This window comes from Pseudomonadales bacterium (genome assembly GCA_041395945.1).
In the GTDB taxonomy this organism is placed as follows: domain Bacteria; phylum Pseudomonadota; class Gammaproteobacteria; order Pseudomonadales; family Azotimanducaceae; genus SZUA-309.
On the sequence record JAWKZN010000002.1, the window covers coordinates 1 to 26,287 of the forward strand.

At 60.0% G+C, this 26,287-nt stretch carries 23 protein-coding genes, 1 other RNA gene and 1 pseudogene; 7 read left to right on the top strand and 18 right to left on the bottom strand.

Annotated features, from left to right (window positions below):
• The 4 genes from R3E82_16760 to yacG all read left to right on the top strand — a co-directional run.
• On the top strand, window positions 1-951 hold a 951-nt coding region (locus tag R3E82_16760), incomplete at its 5' end, for a type II secretion system F family protein (protein MEZ5552537.1).
• Window positions 952-999: 48 nt separating this feature from the next.
• The gene (locus tag R3E82_16765; GenBank protein MEZ5552538.1) at window positions 1,000-1,854 is read left to right on the top strand and encodes an A24 family peptidase; all 855 of its coding nucleotides are present in this window, start codon (window positions 1,000-1,002) and stop codon (window positions 1,852-1,854) included.
• A gap of 5 nt (window positions 1,855-1,859) precedes the next feature.
• A complete protein-coding gene (gene coaE, locus R3E82_16770) occupies window positions 1,860-2,486 on the top strand; it encodes a dephospho-CoA kinase (GenBank protein ID MEZ5552539.1) in 627 nt (208 codons plus the stop codon).
• Window positions 2,483-2,725: a DNA gyrase inhibitor YacG gene (gene yacG / locus R3E82_16775; GenBank protein MEZ5552540.1), complete on the top strand. Its 243-nt coding sequence runs from the start codon at window positions 2,483-2,485 to the stop codon at window positions 2,723-2,725. Before coaE ends, yacG begins: the two co-directional genes overlap by 4 nt.
• A 24-nt stretch (window positions 2,726-2,749) precedes the next feature.
• Here yacG and argJ read toward each other — a convergent pair whose 3' ends face one another.
• The 3 genes from argJ to R3E82_16790 form a co-directional block, all read right to left on the bottom strand.
• Window positions 2,750-3,970: a bifunctional glutamate N-acetyltransferase/amino-acid acetyltransferase ArgJ gene (argJ, locus tag R3E82_16780; GenBank protein ID MEZ5552541.1), complete on the bottom strand. Its 1,221-nt coding sequence runs from the start codon at window positions 3,968-3,970 to the stop codon at window positions 2,750-2,752.
• A 27-nt stretch (window positions 3,971-3,997) separates the two neighbouring features.
• Entirely contained in the window at window positions 3,998-6,754 is a 2,757-nt protein-coding gene (gene secA / locus R3E82_16785; GenBank protein MEZ5552542.1) for a preprotein translocase subunit SecA, read from the bottom strand.
• Window positions 6,755-6,859: 105 nt separating this feature from the next.
• Complete coding sequence (locus tag R3E82_16790) at window positions 6,860-7,771, bottom strand: M23 family metallopeptidase (protein MEZ5552543.1); 912 nt, start codon at window positions 7,769-7,771, stop codon at window positions 6,860-6,862.
• Between the two features lie 203 nt (window positions 7,772-7,974).
• Between R3E82_16790 and R3E82_16795 the strand changes: the two genes are divergently transcribed.
• Window positions 7,975-8,286, top strand: a complete 312-nt coding sequence (locus R3E82_16795; GenBank protein ID MEZ5552544.1) for a DciA family protein — start codon at window positions 7,975-7,977, stop codon at window positions 8,284-8,286.
• Window positions 8,287-8,415: 129 nt separating this feature from the next.
• Here R3E82_16795 and lpxC read toward each other — a convergent pair whose 3' ends face one another.
• The 15 genes and pseudogenes from lpxC to rsmI form a co-directional block, all read right to left on the bottom strand.
• Complete coding sequence (gene lpxC / locus R3E82_16800; GenBank protein MEZ5552545.1) at window positions 8,416-9,336, bottom strand: UDP-3-O-acyl-N-acetylglucosamine deacetylase; 921 nt, start codon at window positions 9,334-9,336, stop codon at window positions 8,416-8,418.
• Between the two features lie 257 nt (window positions 9,337-9,593).
• Window positions 9,594-10,742, bottom strand: a complete 1,149-nt coding sequence (gene ftsZ, locus R3E82_16805; protein ID MEZ5552546.1) for a cell division protein FtsZ — start codon at window positions 10,740-10,742, stop codon at window positions 9,594-9,596.
• A 91-nt stretch (window positions 10,743-10,833) separates the two neighbouring features.
• Window positions 10,834-11,988, bottom strand: a pseudogene (gene ftsA / locus R3E82_16810) (cell division protein FtsA).
• On the bottom strand, window positions 11,978-12,700 hold the full coding sequence (locus R3E82_16815; GenBank protein ID MEZ5552547.1) for a cell division protein FtsQ/DivIB: 723 nt from the start codon (window positions 12,698-12,700) through the stop codon (window positions 11,978-11,980). The pseudogene ftsA and the gene R3E82_16815 overlap by 11 nt, the downstream one beginning before the upstream one ends.
• Entirely contained in the window at window positions 12,693-14,078 is a 1,386-nt protein-coding gene (murC, locus tag R3E82_16820) for a UDP-N-acetylmuramate--L-alanine ligase (protein MEZ5552548.1), read from the bottom strand. Before murC ends, R3E82_16815 begins: the two co-directional genes overlap by 8 nt.
• A 25-nt stretch (window positions 14,079-14,103) precedes the next feature.
• Window positions 14,104-15,186, bottom strand: a complete 1,083-nt coding sequence (ftsW, locus tag R3E82_16825) for a putative lipid II flippase FtsW (protein ID MEZ5552549.1) — start codon at window positions 15,184-15,186, stop codon at window positions 14,104-14,106.
• Window positions 15,183-16,517 (bottom strand): UDP-N-acetylmuramoyl-L-alanine--D-glutamate ligase, encoded by a 1,335-nt coding sequence (gene murD / locus R3E82_16830; protein MEZ5552550.1) that lies wholly within the window; start codon window positions 16,515-16,517, stop codon window positions 15,183-15,185. The genes ftsW and murD overlap by 4 nt, the downstream gene beginning before the upstream one ends.
• Window positions 16,514-17,596 carry a phospho-N-acetylmuramoyl-pentapeptide-transferase gene (mraY, locus tag R3E82_16835; protein ID MEZ5552551.1) on the bottom strand — a complete coding sequence of 361 codons (1,083 nt, stop codon included), beginning with the start codon at window positions 17,594-17,596 and terminating at the stop codon, window positions 16,514-16,516. Before mraY ends, murD begins: the two co-directional genes overlap by 4 nt.
• Window positions 17,597-19,060, bottom strand: coding sequence for a UDP-N-acetylmuramoyl-L-alanyl-D-glutamate--2,6-diaminopimelate ligase (locus tag R3E82_16840; GenBank protein ID MEZ5552552.1), 1,464 nt, complete (start codon window positions 19,058-19,060; stop codon window positions 17,597-17,599).
• A gap of 3 nt (window positions 19,061-19,063) precedes the next feature.
• Window positions 19,064-20,734: a penicillin-binding transpeptidase domain-containing protein gene (locus R3E82_16845; GenBank protein ID MEZ5552553.1), complete on the bottom strand. Its 1,671-nt coding sequence runs from the start codon at window positions 20,732-20,734 to the stop codon at window positions 19,064-19,066.
• Complete coding sequence (ftsL, locus tag R3E82_16850) at window positions 20,731-20,991, bottom strand: cell division protein FtsL (protein ID MEZ5552554.1); 261 nt, start codon at window positions 20,989-20,991, stop codon at window positions 20,731-20,733. The genes R3E82_16845 and ftsL overlap by 4 nt, the downstream gene beginning before the upstream one ends.
• Entirely contained in the window at window positions 20,991-21,923 is a 933-nt protein-coding gene (gene rsmH, locus R3E82_16855; GenBank protein MEZ5552555.1) for a 16S rRNA (cytosine(1402)-N(4))-methyltransferase RsmH, read from the bottom strand. Before rsmH ends, ftsL begins: the two co-directional genes overlap by 1 nt.
• Window positions 21,924-21,982: 59 nt before the next feature.
• Window positions 21,983-22,492 (bottom strand): division/cell wall cluster transcriptional repressor MraZ, encoded by a 510-nt coding sequence (mraZ, locus tag R3E82_16860; protein MEZ5552556.1) that lies wholly within the window; start codon window positions 22,490-22,492, stop codon window positions 21,983-21,985.
• Between the two features lie 302 nt (window positions 22,493-22,794).
• An RNA gene (gene rnpB, locus R3E82_16865) (RNase P RNA component class A) lies at window positions 22,795-23,189 on the bottom strand.
• Window positions 23,190-23,219: 30 nt separating this feature from the next.
• Window positions 23,220-24,059 (bottom strand): 16S rRNA (cytidine(1402)-2'-O)-methyltransferase, encoded by an 840-nt coding sequence (gene rsmI / locus R3E82_16870; GenBank protein ID MEZ5552557.1) that lies wholly within the window; start codon window positions 24,057-24,059, stop codon window positions 23,220-23,222.
• Between the two features lie 25 nt (window positions 24,060-24,084).
• Between rsmI and R3E82_16875 the strand changes: the two genes are divergently transcribed.
• Window positions 24,085-25,896, top strand: coding sequence for a penicillin-binding protein activator (locus tag R3E82_16875; GenBank protein ID MEZ5552558.1), 1,812 nt, complete (start codon window positions 24,085-24,087; stop codon window positions 25,894-25,896).
• A complete protein-coding gene (locus tag R3E82_16880; GenBank protein MEZ5552559.1) occupies window positions 25,893-26,267 on the top strand; it encodes a YraN family protein in 375 nt (124 codons plus the stop codon). The genes R3E82_16875 and R3E82_16880 overlap by 4 nt, the downstream gene beginning before the upstream one ends.
• The last annotated feature ends 20 nt before the right edge of the window (window positions 26,268-26,287 follow it).

Genomic DNA, 26,287 nt, shown 5'->3' on the forward strand with positions numbered 1-26,287 from the left:
GTCGCCGAAGGTCTGGAAAAGACCAAAGTCAGCGAACTGGTCCGCAAGGTCCGCAACGACGTCGCAGGCGGCAGCTCCTTTGCCTCATCGCTGCGCAAGCATCCGCTGTATTTCGACGATCTGTTCTGCAACCTGGTGGATGCCGGCGAGCAGTCGGGTTCCCTTGAAACCATGCTGGACAGAATCGCCAGCTACAAGGAGAAATCCGAATCGCTGAAGGCTAAAGTCAAGAAGGCAATGACCTATCCGATCGCCGTGCTGTGTGTGGCCTTCATCGTTTCCGGAATTCTGCTGATCAAAGTGGTGCCCCAGTTTCAGGAGGTCTTCGCCGGCTTCGGCGCCGAGCTGCCTGCCTTTACTCTGTTCGTGATCAGCATTTCAGAGTTTACCCAGGCCTACTGGCTGCTCATCGTGCTCGGCATCGGTGGCGCCATCGCAGCCCTGATTGCGGTGAAGAAGCGATCCAGAGCTTTCCGCGAGTGGATCGACCGGCTTTCCCTGAAACTGCCGATCGCCGGAAACATCATCGAAAAATCTTCCGTGGCGCGCTATGCACGCACGTTGTCGACGACCTTTGCGGCCGGTGTTCCGCTGGTCGAAGCGCTTAACTCGGTGGCGGGCGCGACGGGAAACTCCGTGTACTCCCAGGCCGTTCTGCGCATCCGTGACGACGTTTCTACCGGACAGCAGCTCAACTTTTCCATGAAATCCACCGGCGTGTTCCCCAACATGATCATTCAGATGGTTGCGATCGGGGAAGAGGCTGGTGCGCTGGACGACATGCTCGACAAGTCGGCCAGCTACTATGAGGAGCAGGTAGACAATGCGGTGGACAATCTCACAGCACTGATGGAACCGATGATCATGTCGGTCCTGGGTGTGCTGGTGGGTGGTCTGATCATCGCCATGTACCTGCCGATCTTCCAGCTGGGTAACGTCGTCGGCGGCTGAGCCGCAGGAACGGCTGCAACCCAAGCGCCAGACTCAGGCACCCGCGCCATGCTCGATCAGCTATTCGCCTTTGGCTGGGCAGGCCTGCTACTGGCCCTGTGGTTTGGTCTGTGCGTCGGCAGTTTTCTCAATGTGGTGATCTACAGACTCCCGGTCATGCTCAACCGGCAGTGGGAGCGCGATTCGCGGGCATTTCTCGAGCAGCCCGAAATCGAGGCTCCGACGGAAGCATTCAATCTCTGGGTTCCCAGATCCCGCTGCCCGGGTTGCCAGACGCAGATCACTGCGGTCCAGAACATTCCCGTACTGAGCTGGCTGTTCCTCCGGGGTCGATGCGCGAACTGCAGGGCGCCGATCTCTGTCCGCTATCCCCTCATAGAAGCATTTACCGGTGTCGCGACCCTGGTGATCGTCGCTCAGTTCGGATTCACCTGGCTCGGTGCGGCAGCGGTCCTGTTCACCTGGATCCTGATTGCCGCCACCTTCATCGACTTCGATACCCAGCTTCTTCCAGACCAGTTAACGCTGCCTCTGCTCTGGCTCGGCCTGATAACCAACAGTTTTGGCGGCATCGTCGATCTGCAATCCGCCGTGTTCGGCGCTCTATCCGGCTACCTGTTTCTGTGGAGCACTTACTGGGGGTTCAAGCTCATTACCGGCAAAGAAGGTATGGGCTATGGCGACTTCAAGCTCTTCGCGGCCATCGGCGCCTGGCTCGGCTGGCAGGTACTCCCGGGCGCAATCCTCATCGCCGCACTCACAGGTCTGCTTTACGCCGCGTTCTCCCTTGTCACCCACCGCAGGGTACGCACGGAACCGATTCCCTTCGGTCCCTTCCTGGCAGTGGCTGGCTGGGTTTGCCTGCTTTTCCGTGATACGGTGCTGTCTTTTTTCGCAGGCTGAATTTCATGAGCCAGTTTACGGTAGGGCTCACCGGCGGCATCGGCAGTGGCAAGTCTGCGGTATCCGATCGTTTCGCTGATCTGGGTATCATTGTGGTCGATGCGGACGTTGCCTCCAGAGTCGTCGTCGAGCCGGGTCGACCCGCACTGGCTGCAATTGCCGAACACTTCGGCGCCGATATCCTGACTTCCGAAGGATCTCTGGATCGCGCCGCTCTGCGAGCCAGGGTATTTGCAGACACCGGGGAGAGACGCTGGCTGGAAGCGCTGCTCCATCCCAGAATCAACGAATACATCCGAACCGAACTGGAGAACGCGGCCTCTCCCTACGCAATCCTGGCTCACCCACTTCTGGTGGAAACCGGCCAGACCCGCATCTGCAACCGTGTGCTCGTAGTCGACGTACCGGAGTCTGTGCAGCTCGAACGCACTATGGCCCGGGACAACAACAGCGAAACCCAGGTCAGGGCCATCATGTCAGCCCAGGCATCCCGGGCGGACAGGCTCGCGGCAGCAGATGATGTGATTCTCAATGATCAGGGTCTCGATCATCTTGACGCGGAAGTTGCAAAACTACATACGCTGTATCTCGAGCTGGCGAACAAACCCGCAGAACAGCGTGAGGCGACATGAACGAAGAAACAACACCGGGAGAAGAACCGATACCGAGAATCGTTACCTGTCCGACCTGCAATGATCGGGTGAAATGGACTGCCGGAAACCCGTATCGACCATTCTGCTCCGAACGCTGTCGCCTGATCGATCTGGGCGCATGGGCAGCAGAATCCCATCGAATCCCGGGCGGGAGTACCGAAGACGAGGTTTTTTCCGGGACGTCGGAAGGTGCCGAGGACAGATCGACGAACGACTGACCGGCCGAAGCGTTGCCGGTTACTTCAGGAGCGGTATTCGGCGTTGATCTTCACGTACTCGTAGGAAAGATCCGTGGTCCAGACCATGGCGGACTGATCTCCACGACCCAGCTCGACACGGATCTCGAACTCATCCCGGGCCATCACTGCGGCACCCGCCGCTTCCGTGTATTCAGCTGCTTTCAGACCACCCCGCATCACACAGACTTCCGCCAGATGGACGTTGACACCGGTAGTGTCGAGGTCTTCGACACCCGCTCGACCGATGGCCATCGACAGGCGCCCCCAGTTCGGATCCCCGGCAAAAAGTGCCGTCTTCACCAGAGGAGATTCTGCGATGGTGTAGGCCACCCGCAGACACTCCGACTGATTGGCGCCGCCCGTAACATTCACGGTGACGAATCGTGTCGCTCCTTCACCGTCCCGGACAACACGCTGGGCAAGTTCCTGACACACCTCAGTCAGCAGTTTCCGCAGCGCCCGGTAATCACCGTCAGCTGAACTGGTAATCCTGCTGTTACCCGCCTGCCCGGTGGCTGCGATGACAAAGCAGTCATTCGTCGAGGTGTCACCATCGATGGAAATACGGTTGAATGACACATCGGCAACCTCACGCACGAGGCTTTCTAGTGCAGGCCGGGCGACCTGTGCATCGCAACCCACAAACGCCAGCATGGTGGCCATATCCGGCTTTATCATCCCGGCGCCCTTCACCATCCCGGTCACGGTCACTTTCACGCCTCCGATCTCAGCCTGACGGCTGAGTGCTTTGGGTACCGTATCGGTGGTCATGATCGCCCGTGCTACCTGCGCCCAGTTGTCTGCTCCAAGATTTTTCACTGCTGCAGGCAGGCTTGACACCATCCGGTCGACCGGCAGGCGTTCTCCGATCACTCCTGTGGAAAACGGCGCTACGGCTTCAGCAGCAACACCGAGGGATCTGGCAAGTTCCGCACAGACCTTTTTCGCATCAGCTAGCCCGGGCTCTCCCGTGGCCGCATTAGCGTTACCACTGTTGATCAGAAACGCACGGATTCCGCCGCGGGCAAATCGCGATTCAGCAAGCAGCACGGGCGCTGCACGGAATGAATTTCTCGTAAAAACACCAGCGACCGTCGTACCTTCATCGAGAACCAAAAGCGCCACATCATCCCGGCCGGGTTTTTTTATTCCAGCCTGGGCAGTACCGAGGCGGATACCCGGCACCGGTTCTAAGGAGCCCATCTCTGGAATGTTGACGGCCATGTGCCTGCTCTCCTTCCGCTGCCGTCTTCAGGCAGCCTTGCCATGACAATGCTTGAATTTCTTTCCCGAACCGCAGGGGCAGACTTCGTTTCTGCCTACCTTGCGTTCCTGTCGCACAAAGGTCTGTGGTGCGGAGTCTTCGGCGCCGCGCGGTCCGGGGCCGGCCGCTGGTCCGGGTCCCTTCTCTTCGGCGAGTGCTGAAGTTTCGGCATGCGAAAAACGCATTCTCGCTTCCGCGGCCTCCCGGCGCTTGCGCTCCGCTTCTTCGACAGCCTCAGGGGCCTCGATCTGAACCCGGCTCAGCAGACGCACCACATCCCGCTTGATGTTCGCCAGCAGCTCCTGAAACAGCTCGAAACTTTCCCGTTTGTACTCCTGTTTGGGCTGCTTCTGGGCATAGGCACGCAGATGGATGCTCTGACGGAGGTAGTCCATCGTTGCCAGATGCTCTTTCCACCGCTGATCGAGAATCTGCAGCATGATCTGCTTCTCCACCAGCCGCATATCCACACCCTGGGAAATCCAGAGCTGTTCCTTGGCCCGGTATTCACTTTCAATCTGCGCAAGTATCCGATCAGTCAGCGAATCCTCATTCAGCGAGTCGTCGTCTTCCAGCCACTGGCGCAGAGGCTGACTGGAGGCAAACTCTGTCTGCAGAGCCTGCTCGAGACCTTCGACGTCCCACTGCTCTTCAATACTCTGCGGCGGGATGTACCCGGAAATCAGTTCAAGAACCACTTCTTCACGCAGTCCATCGATCGTATCGGCGATGTCGTCCGCAGCCATCAGATCGCGGCGCTGCTGGTAGATCACCTGTCGCTGGTCGTTCGAGACGTCATCGAATTCCAGCAGGTTCTTCCGTATATCGAAGTTGCGTCCTTCGACCTTGCGCTGCGCCTTCTCGATCGCGTTGTTCACCATCCGGTGTTCAATCGCCTCACCTTCTTCCAGTCCGATCGACTGCATGATCGAACGCACCCTGTCGGATGCGAAAATGCGCATCAGATCGTCTTCCATGGAAAGATAGAATCGGCTCGAGCCGGGATCGCCCTGGCGTCCGGATCTTCCTCGCAGCTGATTGTCGATACGCCGGGATTCGTGGCGCTCGGTACCCACTATGTGGAGGCCACCCGCAGCGATAACTGCATCGTGCCTTTCTTTCCAGGCCGCTTTGATTCCGCTGATCTGTTCCGGCGTCGGGTTCTCCAGCGCCGCAATCTCAGCTTCCCAGCTTCCGCCCAGGACGATGTCGGTACCTCGGCCGGCCATGTTTGTTGCTATCGTCAGCGCGCCCGGTCTGCCTGCCTGCGCAACGATTTCCGCCTCTCTTTCATGCTGTTTGGCATTGAGGACATTGTGTTTGATGTTCCGCCTGGTCAGCTCGGTGGAGATCCGCTCGGAAGACTCGATCGAGGTTGTACCAACCAGAACCGGCTGCCCGCGCTGGGAGCAGGCGTTGATGTCTTCCACAATCGCTTCGTACTTCTCACCCACAGTCAGATATACGAGATCGTTCATGTCGTTTCGTATCATCGGCATATGCGTGGGAATCACGACCACATCGAGGCCGTAAATCTGCCGGAATTCGAAGGCTTCCGTGTCTGCGGTACCGGTCATTCCTGCCAGCTTTTCATAGAGGCGGAAGTAGTTCTGGAAAGTCGTCGATGCCAGGGTCTGGGTTTCGTTCTGTATGCGGACTCCTTCCTTGGCTTCAATCGCCTGGTGGATACCCTCTGACCAGCGGCGCCCGGGCATCGCCCGGCCGGTGTGTTCATCGACAATGATGATCTCGCCGTCCTTGACCATGTAGGCGACATCACGCTTGAACAGTGCATGGGCTTTGAGCGCCGCGTGCACATGGTGCAGAAGGTTGAGATTGGACGCAGCGTAGAGGCTGTCGCCTTCCTCGAGCAATCCGAGTTTGACCAGTTCCTCTTCGACCTTCTGGTGACCGAGTTCGGTCAATTCCACCTGGCGATTCTTCTCATCCACCACGAAATCGCCTGTGGCTTCCTCTTCCTGACCCATGGGTGCCCGTTCGACGAATGCCTGCTGTCTGAGCCTGGGTGCGAGTTTGTTGATCTTCACATACAGCTCAGTACTCTGATCGGCCGGTCCCGAAATGATCAGGGGAGTTCGAGCTTCATCGATAAGGATCGAATCCACCTCGTCGATGATTGCGTAGGTCAGGCCCCGCTGAACCATGTCCGACAGGGTGAAGGCCATATTGTCGCGCAGGTAATCGAAGCCGAATTCGTTATTGGTGCCGTAGGTGATGTCCGCAGCGTAGGCTTCCCGTTTCTCCTGCTGATTCTGACCGGATTGAATTACCCCGACGGAGAGACCCAGCGCTTCGAAGATCGGCGCCATCCAGGTGGCATCCCGGCGGGCCAGGTAGTCGTTGACCGTGATTACATGCACGCCCTGACCAGTCAGTGCGTTGAGATAAGCCGGCAGCGTGGCGACCAGCGTTTTGCCTTCTCCAGTACGCATCTCTGCGATTCGCCCTTCATGGAGGGTGATACCACCCACCATCTGCACGTCAAAGTGGCGCATCTCTTTAGTGCGACGCGCGGACTCACGCACAGCAGCAAAGGCTTCAGGGAGCAGGTCATCGAGCGTCTCACCCGCTTCCAGGCGCTCCCGCAGCCGGGTGGTCGTGGCTTTCAGCGCTTCATCCGATAGCGCCTGCAGGTCCGCTTCGAAGCCGTTGATGCGGGCCACGATTTTGCCCATCCGCTTGAGTTCGCGGCCATTTTTGGTACCGAAAAGTTTTCGCAACACAGCGTTTGATGTCCGTGATCAGCTAGAAGTTGTTACAGAGAATCGCAGAAGCGGGAGTTTACCCGTTTTCACGGGCTACCGTCGCGACGGGCGTGGTGACAGGTGTCAGCGTCCGCGGGCGACGTAGCGGGCAGGATCGAGGTGTTTACCGTCCTTGAGCACTTCAAAGTGGACATGGGGACCGGTAGAGCGGCCCGAGGAGCCCATTTTTCCGATGGTCTGGCCCTTCTTCACGATCTCGCCGGTTTTGACCAGAATCTCCGCGTGATGGCCATAGCGGGTGACGAAACCATCGCCATGGGTCACCTCCACCATCAGGCCGTAACCCGAGCGCTTGGCCGCATGGGTAACGACACCGCTGGCCACCGCGACGATGTCCGAACGGTCTTTTCCGGCGAAGTCGACTCCGGCATGCCAGGCCATTTTCCCGGTGAAAGGGTCCACCCGCTTCCCGTATTCCGAGGACATCCAGCCCCACACGACGGGCCGTCCGGCGATCACGCGGGCTTCTTCATAATCCCGATCCCGCAGCATGGATTCCAGCAGCTCAAGCTCCCGCTCCCGGGCTTTCAGGCCACGAGCGAGTTCCTCGAGTCCGCTGTTGAGATCCGACCACTGCATTTCGTCCTGGAGGATGACGGAAGGACCACCCTGAGGGGCCGGGTCGGAGAAGGAAAACTCGCCTTCGTCCAGATCGGCCACCTCGGTCACTCTGGCACCGAGGGCTTCCATACGCAGCAGACGGGCCTGCATCTGGGCCAGTTGCCGGCCTACCGCCTGAACCTGATCCCTGGAGCGCTGCTCGATGCTCTCCACTTCTTCCCGGTGCTGCTGGATTTTGGCACGCCAGCCGGCAACCGTATCCACATCCACGACATCCCGGGTGAGTCGCTCGATCACGAAATAGCCCGAAAGGGACAAAGCCAGCACCCCGGCGAGGGCCAGCACAAACACCGTCTGCCTCGACACCCGGAGGGCTCGCGACGTTCCTTTTTCGCGCAGCAGTATGATCTTCATCTTTCTGAAGTGTAGCGGCTGGTCGGAAGGCGTAAAAAAGTGGAATATGGGCCGGCCAAAATCCTGCCACCTGGTAAGTATGCTGATTTTTTCAATTCTGTCGCTGCGGGCGAGGTTTTGTACCTCAGCCGGGAAATACTTCCCTTGTAATACCGCAGTCCGGATTGCCCGCATTTACGCCTGGAAAGGCACGAGGCATTCAAGTGTCGCGGGCTAAGATAGTTGAACTCCTGCGCGAACGCCACCAGCGCTTTACTCCTTTACAACGTCTACTCCAGCGCGCGGCGGATCAGGAATCCCGTACCGCCGAGCTGAAGGCACTGCTGCCAGCCAGGCTCGCCGCCGATTGTCTGCTCTGCGAGATTCAGGGCCAGATCGTTGTCGTGACCTGCCGTACAGCGGCTGCAGCTACCAAACTCCGCTTCCTCGCTCCCGAACTCCTGCCTTCTCTGCAGGCACTCGCCAGTTTTCAGAAAACCCGGGAGATCAGGGTGCGGGTCGGCTCCGGCAGCTGACTTTCAAGCTGCCTGGCATATTCCGGCCGAAACCTTTCTCACGGCACCATTATCCCCGGCCAGGTACCGGCCAAATGAGACACAGGGATCATTTCCAGGGAGCCGGTTTGGGAACCCGGTCAAACTTTATCAATCCGCCAGTACAGGCCTCGAAAATGAGACCGGTGCGGTGTCTGCATCATCGAAAGTCACGATTTCGTAGGCGCTCTGATCTGCGAGGAGTTTGCGCAGCAGCGCATTATTCGGGCCGTGGCCGGATTTGTAGCCGGAAAATGCGCCGATCACACTGTGACCGAGCAGATAGAGGTCCCCGATCGCGTCGAGGATCTTATGCTTCACGAACTCATCTTCGAGGCGCAGCCCCTCATCATTGAGTATGCGGTAGTCGTCCACGACCACCGCATTATCGAGACTGCCTCCGCGCGCCAGATTCATCGAGCGCAGTTTTTCATAATCAGCCAGAAAGCCGAAGGTGCGGGCCCTGCTCACTTCCTTCACGAACGTCATGCTCGACAGTTCGACACACGCGCGCTTGTGGTGGGTCCTGAATACCGGGTGGTCGTAAAGCAGCGTGTACTCGATTTTGAAGCCGTCGTAGGGGACAAGCTCAGCCGTGATGTCACCCTGACTGTAGCGCACCGGCTTTCTGATACGGATAAACTTTTTTAAGGCCGCCTGCTCGGCAATACCGGCAGACTGAAGCAGAAACACGAAGGGGGCCGCGCTGCCATCCATGATGGGCAGTTCGGGCGCGCTCACATCCACAAAGGCATTGTCGATACCCAGACCCGCGAATGCCGCCAGCAGGTGCTCGACAGTAGAAATGCTCACCTCGCCATCGGTCAGCGAGGTAGCCATGGTCGTGTCACCTACGTTCTGTGCCAGTGCGCGGATCGCTACCGGCGCGTCGAGATCGGTACGCACAAAGGTAATCCCGGAATCCACCGGTGCGGGACGCAGGGTGAGATAGACCTTATCGCCGGTATGCAGCCCGACTCCAGTCGCCCGGATGACGTTCTTCAGCGTTCTCTGATTCAGCGCAGTCGTCATTTTCGAAAGCTTCGGGCGGTCTCGTCTGAAAGGCTGGTCCAAAAGGCTGGCATCGACTGAAGAATATTCAGCGGCCGGAAGCTTAGCAGACGCCCCCGGACCATGTATGGCAGCCGATCACAGAATTGTTACATTTTGTATCGGCTGCCACTCACCTGCCCCCGACGGCGGATATCGCCACCCGCCCCGGGCGGCACACGCCGCCACCTGCCCCGGGTGGTCCAGTCCACTGGGCCACATCGGGCTCTCACCCGGACTCAATCCGCCTGCCGCCGCAGGAAGGCCGGAATGTCCAGATAGTCCATATTCTGGCTGTCCAGGTCTTCCGCAAGATTCTCCTGCTTGAGTGCAGCATTGTGTCGCGCATAGGCGGGACGATCGAGCTGCCGATAGTCAGGCTGTCCATCGAACCCGAGTTTGGCTGCGGTGTTGTCCACGACCACATTGGGCCGCTCATATTCGCCCAGGCCGGTCGCGACCACAGTTACCTTCAGTTCGTCGCCCATATCCGGATCGATCACGGTCCCCACCACCACGGTGGCGGAATCCGATGCGAACTCTTCGATGATGTTGCCGACGTCGGTGAATTCTCCGATATTGAGATCCGGTCCAGCGGTCACATTGACCAGAATGCCCCGCGCACCATGCAGATCGACATCGTCGAGCAACGGACTGCGGATAGCGCCTTCGGCGGCATCTCTGGCCCTGTTCTCACCGGACGCTCTGCCGGTGCCCATCATGGCCTGGCCCATTTCGGACATCACGGTCCTGACGTCGGCAAAGTCGACGTTGATCATTCCCGGCCGGATGATGAGATCGGCTATTCCCTGCACAGCACCCAGGAGCACATCGTTTGCCGCGCTGAAGGCGTCCAGCATGCTGGTGCGTTCGCCAAGAACTGCCAGCAGCTTTTCGTTCGGTATCGTGATCAGTGAGTCCACGGACTCCCGCAGTTCACGCAGTCCCCGCTCCGCCACATCGGTACGCTTTTCAAACTTGAATGGTTTGGTGACCACGGCAACCGTGAGAATGTTGAGTTCACGGGCGATCTGTGCAATGACGGGCGCTGCGCCCGTGCCTGTGCCACCGCCCATGCCCGCGGTGATGAAGACCATGTCCGCACCGGCCAGACACTCCGCAATTCGATCCTTATCTTCTATAGCGGCCTGTCGACCGATATCAGGATTCGCACCCGCACCAAGACCTTTGGTGATACCCGCACCGAGCTGCAGTAGTGTTTTTGCATCAATGGCTTTCAACGCCTGCGCGTCGGTATTCGCCACGATGAAATCCACACCCTCCACCTGCTTCTTCAGCATGTGCTGTACGGCATTTCCGCCGCCACCACCAATGCCGATGACTTTGATGATTGCGCTCTGGGGAGCACTGTCTACCAATTCAAACATCACGACCTCCTGGTCAAAAATTGTCGCCAAACCACTTGCGCGCCCGGCTCAGCAATCCGCTGCTGCGGAAACCCCGACCGCGCTTAGGCTGTTCTTCTTCGCGCTGTTTTCCGTAAAGCAACAGACCGACGCCTGTTGCATAGATCGGATTACGGACAATGTCCTTCAGACCCGCCACATTGCGCGGTGAGCCCAAGCTGACCGGCATGTGGAAGATCTCTTCCGCAAGCTCGATCACCCCTTCCATCTTTGATGCGCCCCCAGTGAGCACGATGCCGGCGGCAATGAGGTCTTCATACCCGCTGCGACGAAGCTCAGCCTGAATCAGGGTGAACAGTTCGTCGTAGCGGGGTTCGACCACCTCCGCCAGGGCCTGCCGCGACAGCTCTTTGGCTGGCTTGTCCCCAACACCCGGTACCTTGATGGTTTCATCAGGCCGGGCCAGCTGGGTCAGCGCGCAGGCATATTTGATCTTGATTTCTTCGGCATTCTGCGTGGGTGTGCGCAGCGCCATCGCTATATCGTTGGTGACCTGATCACCCGCAATCGGAATTACCGCGGTATGCCGGATTGCACCATCGGTGAAGACGGCGATATCCGTGGTTCCTCCACCAATGTCCACAACACAGACACCCAGGTCCCGCTCATCGTCGGTAAGGACCGCATAACTCGACGCAAGCTGTTCGAGGATGACATCGTTCACTTTAAGGCCACAGCGCTCGATGCACTTTTCAATGTTCTGCGCGGCGTTTACCGCACAGGTCACCAGGTGGACTTTGGCTTCGAGTCTGACCCCGGACATGCCGAGCGGCTCTTTGACACCTTCCTGGGAATCGATCACATATTCCTGCGGCAGTATGTGCAGGATTTTCTGATCCGCGGGAATCGCCATCGCCTGCGCCGCATCAATGACCCGGTCCACATCCTGTTGAAACACCTCCCGGTCGCGAACCGCCACGATGCCGTGTGAATTGATGCTGCGGATGTGGCTGCCGGCGATTCCCGCGTACACGGAATCGATCTGGCATCCGGCCATGAGCTCCGCTTCTTCGATCGCTCTCTGGATCGACTGCACGGTGGATTCGATGTTCACCACCACGCCTTTTTTCAATCCCTTGGACGGATAGGAGCCGATGCCGATGATCTCCAGCTCACCATCGAGGGTCAGCTCGCCGACTATGGCGGCAACCTTGCTGGTGCCGATATCCAGACCGACGATTTTGCGCAGTTCGACTTCAGATGCCATGTCCGTCTCTTGTGGGATTATTTGCTGCCAGAGCCCCGCTGGTGGCTGAGCCGGGCTCCCACCGTACAGCCAGTCCGCTGGCATAACGTGCATCGAGGTGGGCCACCTGATCAAAACGCGCTTTCAGTTCCTGGCGGTAAACGGTTGCAAACCGGTCAAAGCGTTCCGTCAGGCGTTCTGCGCCGAGCATCAGTGTGACTCCATCAGTGAACGTGAGCGTCCATTCACCGAGCTCATTCTCATCAAGCTGTTTCAGCGCAAGCCCCTCGTCTGCGGCGACTATGCTCATTCGCAGATAGGTCTCGAGTGCGTCCTTCGGCGCCGACAGCGCGCAATTCAGGATGGGCAGACTCTGGTCTCCGCCCGGCATCTGCACTACCTGCCCGTCTGCTGTCAGATAGGCGCTGTTCCAGCGGGCAACCACCATCGCCTTTTCCACTCTGATCGACAGACCTGCCGGCCAGACCCGCCGCAGGGTCACGAATCGAGGCCAGGACAGTGCTTCAATCGCCGCGCGCAGGCCTTCGAGATCGGCACCGAGCATCCCGCCGTGCAGATTCGCGGAGACAACCTCGCTCACCTGGATCCGCTCTGCATCGGCAAGGGGCCCTTCCACCCGCACCCGCTCGATCGGCACATCCAGCCGGATCCACGCGTACGCACCCAGCAGAGCGACGGTCAGCGTGATCAGAAAAGCCAGCAGCTTAGCCACGGTCCACCCCCGTCAGTCCGAGGGAAATCTGACTGACATTGCCGGCTCCCTGCACGATCAGCACATCCCCGCTGTTCAATACGCCCGGGAGAATCGTCAGCGCCTCATCCGGATCATTAGCAAACACGGGCAGGAGGTCTCCGCGCTGGCGGATGCCCTGACACAGAGCCTTGCCATCCGCACCCGAAATAGGCGCTTCGCCTGCGGAATAGACTTCCAGCACAAGCAGGACATCCACACCGGAAAGTACACGCACAAAGTCGTCGTACAGATCCCTCGTGCGCGTATAGCGATGAGGCTGGTACACCATCACCAGTCGCCGGTCCGGCCAGAGTCCTCGTGCAGTCCGGATCACCGCCTCGACTTCGGTCGGATGGTGCCCATAGTCGTCCACGAGCGTGACCAGATGATCAGCAACCCGCACGTCATCGGTGAGCTGAAAACGCCGCGACACACCGCTGAAGCCGTTGAGTCCGCTCACGATCGCGGAATCGGGAAGGCCTTCATCCGTGGCAACCGCGATCGCCGCGAGGGCATTCAGCACATTGTGCTCGCCCGGAATCGCAAGCGTGATGTCGAGAGGCTGCGCATTCTTCCGGATCGCGGTGAACCGCCAGCGGCCGTCCACCACGCGCACATCGGCAGCGCGGTAATCGCTGTCCCCGCTCATGCCATAGGTAAGCATCGGTCTGGAGAGCTCGGCAAGGATACTGCGGATCTGAGCATCATCAGTGCACAACACCGCGGAACCATAGAAAGGGAGCTTGTGGATAAACTCGACAAAGGCTGCTTTGAGCGCTCCGAAGTCATGCCCGTATGTCGCCATGTGATCCTGGTCAATGTTGGTAATCACCGCAGACATGGGTTTGAGTTGCAGGAACGATGCGTCACTCTCATCTGCTTCCGCGATGAGATAACGTCCCGCACCAAGTCGAGCGTTGGTACCGGAGCTGTTCAGTTGTCCGCCAATGACAAACGTCGGATCCAGTCCGGCCGCCTGAAAGATGGAGGTGATGAGGCTGGTGGTGGTGGTCTTGCCATGGGTACCCGCTACCGCGATACCGTGCCGGTAACGCATCAGTTCACCAAGCATCTCGGCGCGTGCCACCACCGGGACCCTGGAATCATGAGCCGCCAGCACTTCCGGGTTGTCCGCAGCGACAGCACTGGAGATCACCACAACATCGGCTGTCTCAACATTTTCCCGGGTGTGGCCGATGGCAACCGATGCTCCAAGACGCTGCAGACGGGCGGTGGTCTTACTGGCTTTCAGATCAGAGCCGCTGACCCTGTAACCCTGGTTGATGAGCACCTCGGCAATTCCGCACATGCCCGCTCCGCCGATGCCGACGAAGTGGATATGTCTCACCCTTCCCATCTCGGGTACCTGATAGGCGCTGACCTCAGCCACGGGAGAGCTCCAGACGGGCCCGACAGACCAGGCCGAACATCGCACTGCAGACAATCAGACTGTTGCCGCCATAGCTGACAAATGGCAGCGTCAGCCCCTTCGTCGGGAGCAACCCCGTATTGACCCCCAGGTTGATCAGAATCTGAAGTCCGAGCACAAAGGCCACGCCATAGACGAGAAAGCCGGCGAAAGGCCGCTCGGCCTCCAGGGCGTGGCGCGCCGTCTGCAGGATCCGCAGGATCAGGAAGGCCATCAATACCAGCAACCCGAGGGTACCCAGCAGACCGAGTTCCTCCGCAATGACCGCGAATATGAAATCGTTGTGTGCTTCCGGCAGGTAATGCAGCTTCTGGATCCCCTCACCAAGACCGAGTCCGAAGAACTCACCACGACCGAAGGCAATCAGCGCCTGGGTAAGCTGATAGCCACTGTTGAAGGCATAGGCCCAGGGGTCCGTGAAGGTGACCAGCCGCGCAAGTCTGTAGGGCTCCAGAAAGGCAATTGCGCCAAGCAGTGCACCGGCGGCGGCAATCACCACCAGAAAGTGCCGCAGGCGCGTACCGGCAATAAACAGCATGCCGGAAGCCATGCCCCCGATGACCACGACGCTGCCGAAATCCGGTTGTCTGAGCAGCAGCGCGGCAACCACTGCGAACATCAGCAGTGGCCTGAACAGGACCACCGGTTCATCCGCAAGTCGGATCGAGAATCGCGCCAGGTAGCCCGCGAGGTAGACGAGCAGCAGAAACTTCGCGATCTCAGCAGACTGCAGAGTGAAGCCTCCCAGCGATATCCAGCGACTCGCCCCATTCACTTCATGGCCGATACCAGGCACCAGCACCAGTGCACAGATCGCGACTGCGCCGAACCAGGCTATCCGGTAGCCGGAAAACCAGAGCGACAGCGGTACGATCAGACAGAAGGCGAATGCGAGGGCGGCGACAACCAGGAACAGCCCATGCTTGATGACACTGGCGTCGGCGGCAACCGCCACCGCCGATGAGATCATGACCGTACCGAGGGCGAGCAGAAGCAGCCAGGCCATGATCATCGGAAGATCGAATCGATCGATCATGATGCAAGTGCCTCTACGGCCCGAGTGAAGTGTTGCCCGCGCGCTTCGTAGTTGCGATACATGTCCAGGCTCGCACAGGCGGGGGACAGCAGCACCAGGTCTCCCGCACCTGCCAGACGGGCGGCCAGTTCAACCGCCTGGTCCATGTCCGGGACCCGATGGATCTGAGTCGAGTCCGCAAGCGATGCAGCCAGGCGGTCTGCATCCCGACCCAGCAGTATTGCAGCTTTGACGAACTGACCAACGGGTACCTGCAGCGGTGAAAAATCTGCGCCTTTGCCGTCCCCACCTGCAATCAGAATCAGATTACGGACACCCTCTGTACCAAAACCGGCGAGGGCCGCCTCTGTCGCACCGACGTTGGTGCCTTTAGAGTCGTTTATGTACGCCACTCCGGAAACCACGGCTACCCGCTCACACCGGTGGGGAAGCCCGCGAAAGCTCCGTAACCCTTCAATCAGCTGCTCGGCGCTGGCCCAGCGACCTTCAAGCAACGCCAGGGCAGCCTGGACATTGAGTTCGTTGTGTCGACCTGCCAGCGGGAGTTCGTCGCAGGGAATCACCAGCCGTTCACCGAGTGCGATCCAGCGCCGACCGGAGTCAGTTCGAATTCCCCAATGATCGGCCTCTGGCGCATCGAGGCCGAATGTCACCAGTTCGTCGACGGACGCCTCTGGCAGTGTGTTCCGGTCGCTTCGATTGGCGACGGCACGGCCGCAGTTTCTGTATATGCGCTGCTTGCTGGCGACATAGGCCGTCATGCTGCCGTGGCGGTCCAGATGGTCCTCCGTGACGTTCAGGCAGGACGCGGCATCGAATCGATGGGGCTGAAGCCGTTCCAGCTGAAAACTGGAAAGTTCAAGAGCATATGCCTGCGCGGCAGGATCGAGCAGATCCAGGGCCGGCTGACCAAGGTTGCCGCCAACCTGTACCTGCACGCCCGCGGCAGCAAGCAGATGGCCGGTGAGCGCGGTGACTGTGCTCTTCCCGTTGGTACCGGTAATTGAAAGTATCGGTGCCTGGGCGGCTTCGCAGAACAGGTCGATGTCACTGGTCAGCTGCACATGCTCAGGCAGGTTCTGCAGCAGGCAGCTGTCCAGGCCGACACCGGGGCTCACGATGACTCTATCGACATGACTCAGATCCACCACTGCTTCACCGAGGTGCCGCTCCACATCCGGATATGCAGACAGCAGCGCTTCAAGTCCCGGGGGATGCGCCCGGGTATCCACCACAATGAGCCTGTCCCGGCCGTGCAGCCTGCGCACGCAGGAAAGTCCGGTCACACCGAGGCCCAGGATTGCCGTTGTCTGTGCTGCCACGCCTGTCATCGCAGTTTCAGTGTTGACAGACCGATGATCACCAGCACCAGGGTGATGATCCAGAAGCGCACGATGATCCGTGGTTCAGGCCAGCCTTTCAGTTCGAAATGATGATGGATGGGCGCCATGCGGAATATGCGGCGACCGGTCAGACGGAAAGAGGCGACCTGCAGAATCACGGAGACGGTTTCCAGCACGAACAGTCCGCCCATGATGAACAGCACGATTTCATGCCGCACGATGACGGCCACCACTCCGAGGGCGGCACCGAGCGCCAGCGCGCCGACATCACCCATGAAGACCTGGGCCGGATAGGTGTTGAACCAGAGAAAACCCAGGCCGGCGCCGACCAGTGCACCGCAGAACACGGCGAGTTCCCCCGCCTGCGGGATATAGGGGATCTGCAGATAGCCGGCGAATTCGACGTGCCCTGCCAGATACGCGATCAGACCGAGCGCAGCACCCACCATGACTGTCGGCAGTATGGCCAGTCCGTCGAGGCCGTCGGTGAGATTTACCGCATTGCTGGTTCCGACAATGACAAAGTAAGCGACAATTACGAATCCGAAGCCCATCGGGACAGCGATCTCCTTGAAGAACGGCACGATCAGAGCCGTTTCCGCAGGCAGTGCAGAACTGGAGTAAAGAAACAGCGCCGCAGCAAGGCCGGCGATCGACTGTGCCAGGTACTTCCAGCGCGCGATCAGGCCGCGACTGTTGCGTCGGGAGATCTTCAGATAGTCATCCAGCCAGCCAATGGCACCGAAGGCCATCGTGACAAACAGGACAGTCCACACATAACGATTGCTCAGATCGCCCCAGGACAGGGTCGTGACGAAAATGACGATGAGAATGAGGGCGCCGCCCATCGTTGGCGTACCGGCCTTGCTCAGATGGCTCTGGGGACCGTCATCCCGTACCCGCTGCCCGATCTGGTGATACCCCAGCTGTTCAATCACGAAAGGTCCGATGATCAGGGACATCGCCAGCGCGGTTACTACACTCACCATGGTGCGGAAAGTCAGATACTGGAACACCGAGAACCCGGAGATATGTTGAGAGAGTGCCTCGGTCAGCCACAGCAACATCTAATCTGACCCTCGACTGAGTTCCCGGGCCAGGGCACGGTCACTGAAAGGCAGACGCTGACCGGCAATCTCCTGATAGGTTTCGTGTCCCTTACCGGCAATCACAACCAGATCGTCAGGGGCAGCCGACCCCACAGCCTGTGCAATCGCCGAGCGTCGATCAGCGCACTGGTTGATCTGGGCGGGACCGCTGGCACCAGCGACCATGGCATCGATGATCGACTGGGGATCTTCACTGCGGGGATTGTCGCTGGTGAACCAGACCACATCCGCATGCTCGCTGGCGATTCGACCCATGATCGGCCGCTTGCCGGGATCCCGATCACCGCCGCATCCACACACACAGATCAGCCGGCCATCCACGTGAGGACGCAATGCCTGAAGCATCTTCAACAGCGCATCCGGTGTGTGGGCGAAGTCGACAGCCACACCCGGTCTGGTCTGAAAAAACTCCATTCTTCCGGGCACGCATTTGACCTGTTGTGCGGCCCTGACCACGTCATCGAACGCGAACCCGGCATGGCAGAGCACCGCCAGTGCCGCACTGAGATTGGCGATGGAGAACTCACCGAACAGGGGTACCGCGAAATCACCCTCGCCCCAGGGGGTATGCCAGCGGCCGCTGATTCCCGTTGCCGAGCACCGCAGCGCGGACCAGCTCAGGTCCGCGCCCGCTGCGCCATAGCTGATGAGGGTCACCGGTGGCTGGATGGTTGCCGCGAGACCGCGGCCGAAAGCATCGTCCACGTTGATCACTGCCGCACGGAGATTCCTCCACGAAAACAGTCGCGCTTTCGCAGCGCCATAGGATTCATAGTCCCGGTGGTAGTCGAGATGGTCGCGGCTGAGATTTGAAAACACCGCGTAGTGAAATTCCACGCCGTCCACGCGACTCTGATCGAGTGCGTGGGAGCTGACTTCCATGATGGCCCAGCCAAGTCCCCGATCGACCAGGCTCGCCAGGCGTTTCTGCACGGTGATGGCGCTCTCCGTGGTCAGCGCTGCACCTTCGAGGGAGCCGGGAACACCCCAGCCGATGGTACCCAGGTAGCCGGCCTTCTCACCGAGGGTCGCAAGCATGTCGGCGATGAAGCAGGCAATCGACGTCTTGCCATTGGTGCCGGTGACACCGACACACTCAAGCCGCGCGCTGGGCTTGCCAAGCAGGCGGGACGCCAGGGTGCTGCGTTGAGGCGCCAGTCCGCTAACCAGCACCACCGGAACCGGCACAGAGGTTTCTAGGTCGTGCTCCGCCAGCACGGCCACCGCACCACGCCTGACCGCCGCCTCAGCAAACCGATGACCATCTGCTGCGGCACCTGAGACCGCGATGAACACATCACCCGCCTTCACTGTCCGTGAATCGTCAGAGATGCCGCTGACCATCAGATCGCCGAGCGAATGCCGGACGCTGCTGCCAGCCTGACGGTGTTCGAAGGGTGCGATGAGTTCCGCCAGCGCCATCACTCAGGCAGCCCTCGCCAGAGTGGTTACCGGCTCATCCGGGGGAATGCCCAGCAACCGCATTGCACGTGCCATAACGCGCCCGAACACGGGTGCCGCCACTTCGCCACCCCCTTTTGCCTTGCCTGCCGGCTCATTGATCAGAACGACCATGACGATCCTCGGATCAGACGCCGGTGCGATTCCCGCGAACCAGGCCACATGCCGCTCGTCGTCGTATCCCTGGGCTCCAACCTTGCGAACCGTGCCGGTCTTGCCGGCCACCCGGTATCCGGGTATGCGCGCATCCGGCGCGGTGCCATCCGCCGCGGCAACGCCTTCGAGCATACTGACCACTTCGGCGCCAAGGCGTGCATCGAATACCCGTTCACCGGCTGGTGGCTGCGCTTCGCGAATGATGGAAACAGGCAGGCGTACACCGTGGCCGGCGAGCGTGAGATACGCCTGGGCAAGCTGCAGGGGCGAAACTGCCAGACCATAGCCATAGGCCAGGGTGGCCCGGACCACGGGTTTATCGAGATCCCGGTCCGTGAGTGTTCCCGCCACGGCACCGGGCAGCCGGGTGTTCTGGTACTCGCCGAGGCCAATCCGCGTGAGCATTTCGTACACGGCGCGCGGTTCGAGCGCGAGCGCGATCTTGGTGAATCCCACCTGGCTGGACTTCTTCAGGGCCGTTTCCAGAGTGATGGTGCCCCGATTGAGAGGGTCCTGAATGAGCTTCGAGCCCACCCGGAAGTAACCGGGCGCGGTGTCGATCCGCGAGTATCTTTCGAAGCGACCACTCTCCATTGCCGCAAGTGCCGTGAACGGCTTGATCGTCGAACCGGGCTCATAGGTATCTGTCACCGCTCTGTTGCGCATCGCGCGGGAGCTGCGTCCACCAGACTGGTTCGGGTTGAATGAAGGCTGATTCACCAGAGCGAGGATGCCGCCGGTTTCAACATCGAGCATGACCAGAGAACCGGAAGCGGCGCGATGGCTTTCCACCGCCGCCTTCAACTCACGATAGGCAATGAACTGCAGACGCAGATCCAGAGTCAGGGTCAGATCCTGTCCGAAGCGGGGTGCTGCAAGAAACTCCAGGTCCTTGATGATCGTGCCTCGCTGGTCCTTTAGCACCACCTTCCTGCCCGGCTCACCGCGCAGGGTCTCATTAAAGGAAAGTTCGATCCCTTCCAGACCTTCATCGTCGATGCCGGTCAGTCCCACCACATGCGCTGCGGTTTCACCCGCCGGATAGAAACGTCGATACTCCGGCTGAAAATAGACACCTTCCACATCCAGTTCACGCAGCCGCTCAGCCTCGTCCAGGGGTACGCCGCGTTTGATATACATGAAGGCTCTGGAGCGGTTTCGCTCAAGATCGGACTTCAGCCCTGGCGCTTTCACCTTCAGGGCCCGGGCCACCTTCGTTACATCACCGTCCTTAATGCCGCCCAGGCTCGGATCCGTCCACACTGCGGCAACCGGTGTACTGACCGCGAGCGGCTCGCCATAACGATCGTAGATCACACCCCGGTAAGCCGAAATCTTCTCGGTACGCACCGATCGGGCGTCACCCTGATGCTGCAGAAAATCCCGTTCAGAAACCGTGAGGTACCCGACCCGGGTGGCAAGTCCGATACAGGCGCCGACAAACAGCACCACAACCGCAGTGTGACGCCAGGCGTTCATCGCTCTATCCGCTCAACGTTGTGGGGAAACTGCATATGCAGCTCGGTCTCAGCAAGCCTTTCCACGTTCTGATAAGCAGACAGAGCCGCACGCTCGAGAAGCAGGCGACTGTGTTCTGCGAGCCCGTCATCCTGTGTGCGCTGTGCCTTCTGCAGCTGCGCATGCAGACTTCGAACCTCATGGGTGGATCGTGCAACCTGAATCCCCGATGCCATCAGCAACGCCAGGGCCAGCAGCCACTGCAGGAATACACGCATCAGGCCACTCTCTCCAGAACCCGGAGCGTGGCACTGCGCGCACGGGGGTTAGCGGTGATTTCACGATCGGACGCACGTACAGGTTTCCCGACGAGTCTCGCCGGCGCCGGGTTCGCTGACGCCTTCACGGGCAGCCGCCGGGGGAGGACGGGCGGCGAAGACCATCGTCTGAACGTCTGTTTCACAAGACGGTCTTCCAGCGAATGGAAGCTGATCACGGCGAGGCGGGCACCAATCCGCAGATGCTCGAACACTGTATCCAGGCCGGATTGAATTTCTTCCAGTTCGTTGTTGACATGCATTCTGATTGCCTGGAAGGAGCGTGTGGCATCGTGGCGCCTGCCTCTTGCCGCTGCCGGGACCGCTGCGCTGATCAGGTCAGCAAGCTGGCCGGTCTCAGTGAGCGGGCGTCCGGCCACGATGGCCCGGGCAATACGGCGCGCAAAACGCTCTTCTCCCAGTTTGTGCAGAACCAGAGCAATGTCCTTCTCGTCTGCTTCGTTCAGCCATTCAGCGGCTGTGACACCGCGGCTTGGATCCATCCGCATGTCCAGCGGGCCGTTGCTGCGAAAACTGAAGCCCCGGTGTGCTTCGTCGAGTTGCGGCGACGACACCCCGAGATCCATCACCGCGCCGCTGAAGCTGTCGACGCGATACTCCTCGAACACACCAGCCAGTTCAGAAAACCGCGCGTGACCGACCCGCACTCTGTGGTCTTCCCGGGCGAGCTGTCGTGCACATTCCACAGCAGCGGGATCCCTGTCCGCTGCTATGAAGCGGGCGGTTGGCGGAAGTCGAGCCAGCAGCGCGCGCGCGTGTCCGCCGCGACCGAAAGTCGCATCGAGAAACACGCAGTCATCTGCAAGGTTCCCAACCGGCATCACGAGATCGATCGTCTCCTTACACAGAACGGGGGTGTGTGCTCCCGCCAACTTGTTCAAGCTCCTACACCGGTTCGTCGCATCAGGCAGCCAGGCATTCACCCGTCCCGCTAGAACGACAGGCTCATCAACGCGGCGCTGTCCGTCCTCAATCCGGAATCCTTTGCCATCCAGACAGACATTCGCTCCTGCCAGTGGTCGGCGTCCCAGACCTCTATCTTGTTGCCCTGTCCGACCAGCACCAGTTTCTTCTCCAGTCCACCGTAGTCCCTGAGCATCGCCGGCAGGAGAATGCGCCCCTGGCTGTCCACATCGATGTCTGTGGCGTGACCGATCAGCAGGCGCTGCAGTTGCCGGGTGTTTTCTTCCATGTTCGGGAGGGCTTCCAGTTTGCGCTGAACGACTTCCCACTCGCGCAGCGGGTACAGCAGCAGACAGCGCTCGCCGACGTTGATGGTGACAACCACGCTTCCGCCGGAAGGTGATTGCACTGGGGGTGCTTCACCCGCCGCAGGCGCTTGATTACCCGCCGCAGGCGCTTGAACACTGTCGCGGAAACGCACCGGCAGGGCCATTCGGCCCTTGGCATCGAGGGTTGCGCTGTTGATTCCGCGAAACATGGCGTTTTCGGCATCGACACCAGAGCTTCCCGCCGCATTTCCCGCTCTACAGAACGGAGACGGGCGCGAACTGGCACCAGATTTCCACTATTCCCCACAAAACCCCAACTCGCGACACTATAGTCCGGCCAGAAACACTGTCAACCGGAATACGGCCATAAACGTCGGATTATTAAGGACTTTTTCGCAAATATGCGGGGGTTTTTACGGATATCCTATTAGTTCACGTGAGGTAGCCGTCAGTATCTCGAATCAACATTAAGAAATAGATCAAAATTGCATAAAGTATCGATCTATTAGAAGAAATGAGCTGGCCGATAAGCCGGGTTCTGTCACGACATCGGCCGAGATCGAAATCTCGGGACGATGCCGGGGCAATCATTCATCTAGGATGTCCGTCACCGGACACCTCCAGCAGCCTACCCGAATCCGATGCGGACCCCATCTGGTGGATTCCTATTTGGCCTTGCTCCGGGTGGGGTTTGCCATGCCACAACTGTTGCCAGTTGCGCGGTGCGCTCTTACCGCACCCTTTCACCCTTACCAGACGAACGACAGGCGTTCATCTGGCGGTCTGCTCTCTGTTGCACTTTCCGTAGGCTCGCGCCTCCCAGGCGTTACCTGGCACCCTGGTCCTGAGGAGCCCGGACTTTCCTCCCGTCGTGAAACCACGACCGGCGACTGCCTGGCCAGCTCACCGGTGAGTATACGCGCTCTGCTGTGGAACTCATGCCCTGATCCTCAGCGCCAGCTCGTAGAGTTCAGACTTCCGGACCTTGAGCAGACCCGCACCCAGCCTTGCGGCCTGGGCCGGGGCCAGTTCGGCACAGAGCACACGCATCAGCGTCTCCGCATCCACGCTGCCGTGGCGCTCCTGGCGGGCACGGCCTTCGACCACACAGACGAATTCGCCCCGCCACTGGCCAGCCGCATCCATCTGTTCAATCAGTGCTGCCCCGGTGTCACACAGATAGGTCTCGAAATGTTTGGTCATTTCCCTGGCAACGAACACCCGCCGGGCAGGCTCAAGCTCAGCCAGAGACGTCAGTGTCGAGCGGGCGCGATGCGGTGCTTCGAAGAAGAGAAAGGGACGGTCACCCTCCAGCAACTCCTGCAGCCGGGCCTTCCTTGCGCCGGAACGGGCGGGTAAAAAGCCAGCAATCTGCAGATCCGTGGCCGGCAGCGGGCAGACCGACAATGCGCAGGTCACCGCGCTCGCTCCGGGAACGGGGCGCACGGGAATGTCCAGATCGTAGCAGCGGCGGATCAGCGTAAATCCCGGGTCTGACAGCAGCGGGGTACCGGCGTCACTGACGAGCGCCACCTGGTCTCCCCCCTGCAGTGCTCCAATCACCGTATCGCCCGCGGCGGCTTCATTGTGTTCATGCAGGGCCTGCAGCCGCGGCGCAGTAACTCCCAGCGCCGCTAACAGGGACAGTGTCCGTCTGGTATCCTCCGCCGCGATCAGCGCAACACTCGACAGGACATTCACTGCTCGACGCGAAATGTCTTCAAGGTTTCCAATGGGTGTTGCCACCACATACAGCACACCGGTTTCAGCAGACATAACGCACCTTCACGGACCACTTTCGATGCCCAGTAAACACGCAGTTGCAGCCGTCGTGAAGTCCGCAGTACTGGCGCTGACCCTGTTCGCCGCCGCCTGCTCCAACACCACACCCGGCCCACCCGTGGAGCGACAACCCGCCGCCACCGCCCTGACGCCTTCGCAACTCGAAAAGAAAGCGGCAACCGCTGCGCCAGCCAGCGCCTCACTGCTCTATCAGCAGGCAAGTACCGGTTATCTTGCTGCCGGAGATGTGACCGCCGCCCGCTCAGCCTTTGATCGCATAGAACCTGGCATCCTGCCGGTCACTGCCCTCAATGATTTCCACCTCCTCGCGGCAGAGCTGGCGCTTACCGTCGATGACTGGCGGAGTGCAGAGCAGGCACTCCGGCAGATCAACGCAACCGCCACAAACCGCGCCCTGCAGAATCGCATTAACCGGCTGGACGCTGGAGTCTGCGGTGCCCGGGAGGACTTCGTCTGTGCAGCCAATTTACTCATCGAGGCGGCCGCCGATGACCCTGCCTGGAATGAGCAGATCTGGACGTGGATCCGCCAGGCTTCCGGACGGGACGTACGGGAACAGGCGAACCTGCAGCAGGGTATCGCAGGAGACTGGTGGGTACTGCAGCTGGAGCTCATGACCAGCGTGACGAGTGATGATCAGAAAACCCGCCTGCTGCGCTGGCAGTCCCGCAATCCGGAGCATCCGCTGAATCAGGCAATGCCGTCGAGCCTGGTCCAGCTGCTGGCGTCTGAGCGGGGCCCGAAGCAGATCGCACTCCTGCTGCCACTGTCCGGATCCTATGCCCGCGCGGGTGAAGCAGTCCGGGACGGCTTTCTGGCCGCCTACCTGCACGCCGGCCTCGAAACGGTGCTGCGTATCCGTGTGTACGATTCCCAGTCCGCACCCCTGCCACAACTCTACGAACAGATCCTGGCCGACGCTACAGAACTCATCATCGGTCCGCTGCAGAAGCCACTGGTTGGTGAGTTGAACGCCCTGAATCCGGATATTCCGGTACTGGCCCTCAACTATCTGGATGAAGAGCAGGTCGCGGCGGAAGATTTTCTTCAGCTCGGACTCGCCATCGAAGATGAAGCCCGATCCATCGCTGACCGCCTGAAGCAGGATGGCGCGGAGCGCGTACTGGTCCTGCACAACTACGAGGACTGGTCTTTACGAGCCACCCGGGTGCTTACCTCGGAGTGGGATCAACCCCTCACGCTCCAGGCTTTCACGGACGTGCGCACGATTACTGAGGCCATCGGTGCCGCCATGCAGGTCGCAGCCAGCCGCGCCCGCCGGGACGAACTGAGCAAGGTGCTGGGTGTGCCGCTGGAGTTTCTACCCCGGGCCCGGGGCGACCTCGATGCTGTGGTTGCCCTGATCGGTAATGTTGAAGCCAACTCTCTGGTTCCGGCACTGCGCTTCCACTTTGCCGAGCATCTGCCCGTGTACGCCAGCTCCCAGACCATTCGCGGCACACGCCGCGATCAGCGTCGCGAGTTCGAAGGTTTTTACATTGCCGAACTGCCTCTGTTCCTTAACGGCAGCTCCCTGGCGCGCGAACTCGAAGCACCCTTCAGTCTGACTACCAACCCCTTCTCCTCCCTCTATGCGCTGGGTGCTGATGGTTTTGCTGTCAGCGCACGGTTCGAAGGCATGCGTACCGGCAGCACGACGCGCCTTCCGGGCAGTACGGGAGAGCTCAAGCTTGGAGCCAACGGCCAGATCCGCCGCACGCTGGATTGGGGCGTGATCCGCAGCGGAATCGTCACCCCGGACGCAAAACCCCGGCCGGCAGCGGTGACTGTGATCAGCGCGGGTCGTTGAAAGACAGGCCTGCTTCCGCCACCGGGCGGCAGGGAGAGCGCGTCGCTCTTCGGTTTCTGGAGTCGAAGGGCCTGCAACTGCTGGAGCAGAATTACCGGCGCCCGTTCGGCGAGATCGACCTCGTCATGCGGGAACGGGACTGTCTCGTCTTTGTGGAAGTCAGGGTGCGGCGGCGATCGGCCTTCGGAGACGGGTTTTCGTCCATCACCGCAGCGAAGCGGAAGAAACTCTGGCGCGCCGCCTCAGCGTACCTGAAGAGCCACCCCCAGCTGCAGAAGCTGGACTGTCGTTTTGATGCGATATCGATCACCAAAGACGAACAGGGCTTTCATCCCGTGTGGATCCCGGGCGCTTTCGAGCACGGGGAGTGAGTCCACCTCACCCGGAGCAT

Bases quoted from the DNA above. Each gene is read 5' to 3' on its own strand.
- R3E82_16765 (MEZ5552538.1), top strand. From the start codon at position 1,000: ATGCTCGATCAGCTATTCGCCTTTGGCTGGGCAGGCCTGCTACTGGCC.
- coaE (MEZ5552539.1), top strand. From the start codon at position 1,860: ATGAGCCAGTTTACGGTAGGGCTCACCGGCGGCATCGGCAGTGGCAAG.
- yacG (MEZ5552540.1), top strand. From the start codon at position 2,483: ATGAACGAAGAAACAACACCGGGAGAAGAACCGATACCGAGAATCGTT.
- argJ (MEZ5552541.1), bottom strand. From the start codon at position 3,970: ATGGCCGTCAACATTCCAGAGATGGGCTCCTTAGAACCGGTGCCGGGT.
- R3E82_16790 (MEZ5552543.1), bottom strand. From the start codon at position 7,771: ATGAAGATCATACTGCTGCGCGAAAAAGGAACGTCGCGAGCCCTCCGG.
- lpxC (MEZ5552545.1), bottom strand. From the start codon at position 9,336: ATGACGACTGCGCTGAATCAGAGAACGCTGAAGAACGTCATCCGGGCG.
- ftsZ (MEZ5552546.1), bottom strand. From the start codon at position 10,742: ATGTTTGAATTGGTAGACAGTGCTCCCCAGAGCGCAATCATCAAAGTC.
- murC (MEZ5552548.1), bottom strand. From the start codon at position 14,078: ATGGGAAGGGTGAGACATATCCACTTCGTCGGCATCGGCGGAGCGGGC.
- ftsW (MEZ5552549.1), bottom strand. From the start codon at position 15,186: ATGATCGATCGATTCGATCTTCCGATGATCATGGCCTGGCTGCTTCTG.
- murD (MEZ5552550.1), bottom strand. From the start codon at position 16,517: ATGACAGGCGTGGCAGCACAGACAACGGCAATCCTGGGCCTCGGTGTG.
- mraY (MEZ5552551.1), bottom strand. From the start codon at position 17,596: ATGTTGCTGTGGCTGACCGAGGCACTCTCTCAACATATCTCCGGGTTC.
- R3E82_16840 (MEZ5552552.1), bottom strand. From the start codon at position 19,060: ATGGCGCTGGCGGAACTCATCGCACCCTTCGAACACCGTCAGGCTGGC.
- R3E82_16845 (MEZ5552553.1), bottom strand. From the start codon at position 20,734: ATGAACGCCTGGCGTCACACTGCGGTTGTGGTGCTGTTTGTCGGCGCC.
- ftsL (MEZ5552554.1), bottom strand. From the start codon at position 20,991: ATGCGTGTATTCCTGCAGTGGCTGCTGGCCCTGGCGTTGCTGATGGCA.
- mraZ (MEZ5552556.1), bottom strand. From the start codon at position 22,492: ATGTTTCGCGGAATCAACAGCGCAACCCTCGATGCCAAGGGCCGAATG.
- rsmI (MEZ5552557.1), bottom strand. From the start codon at position 24,059: ATGTCTGCTGAAACCGGTGTGCTGTATGTGGTGGCAACACCCATTGGA.
- R3E82_16875 (MEZ5552558.1), top strand. From the start codon at position 24,085: ATGCCCAGTAAACACGCAGTTGCAGCCGTCGTGAAGTCCGCAGTACTG.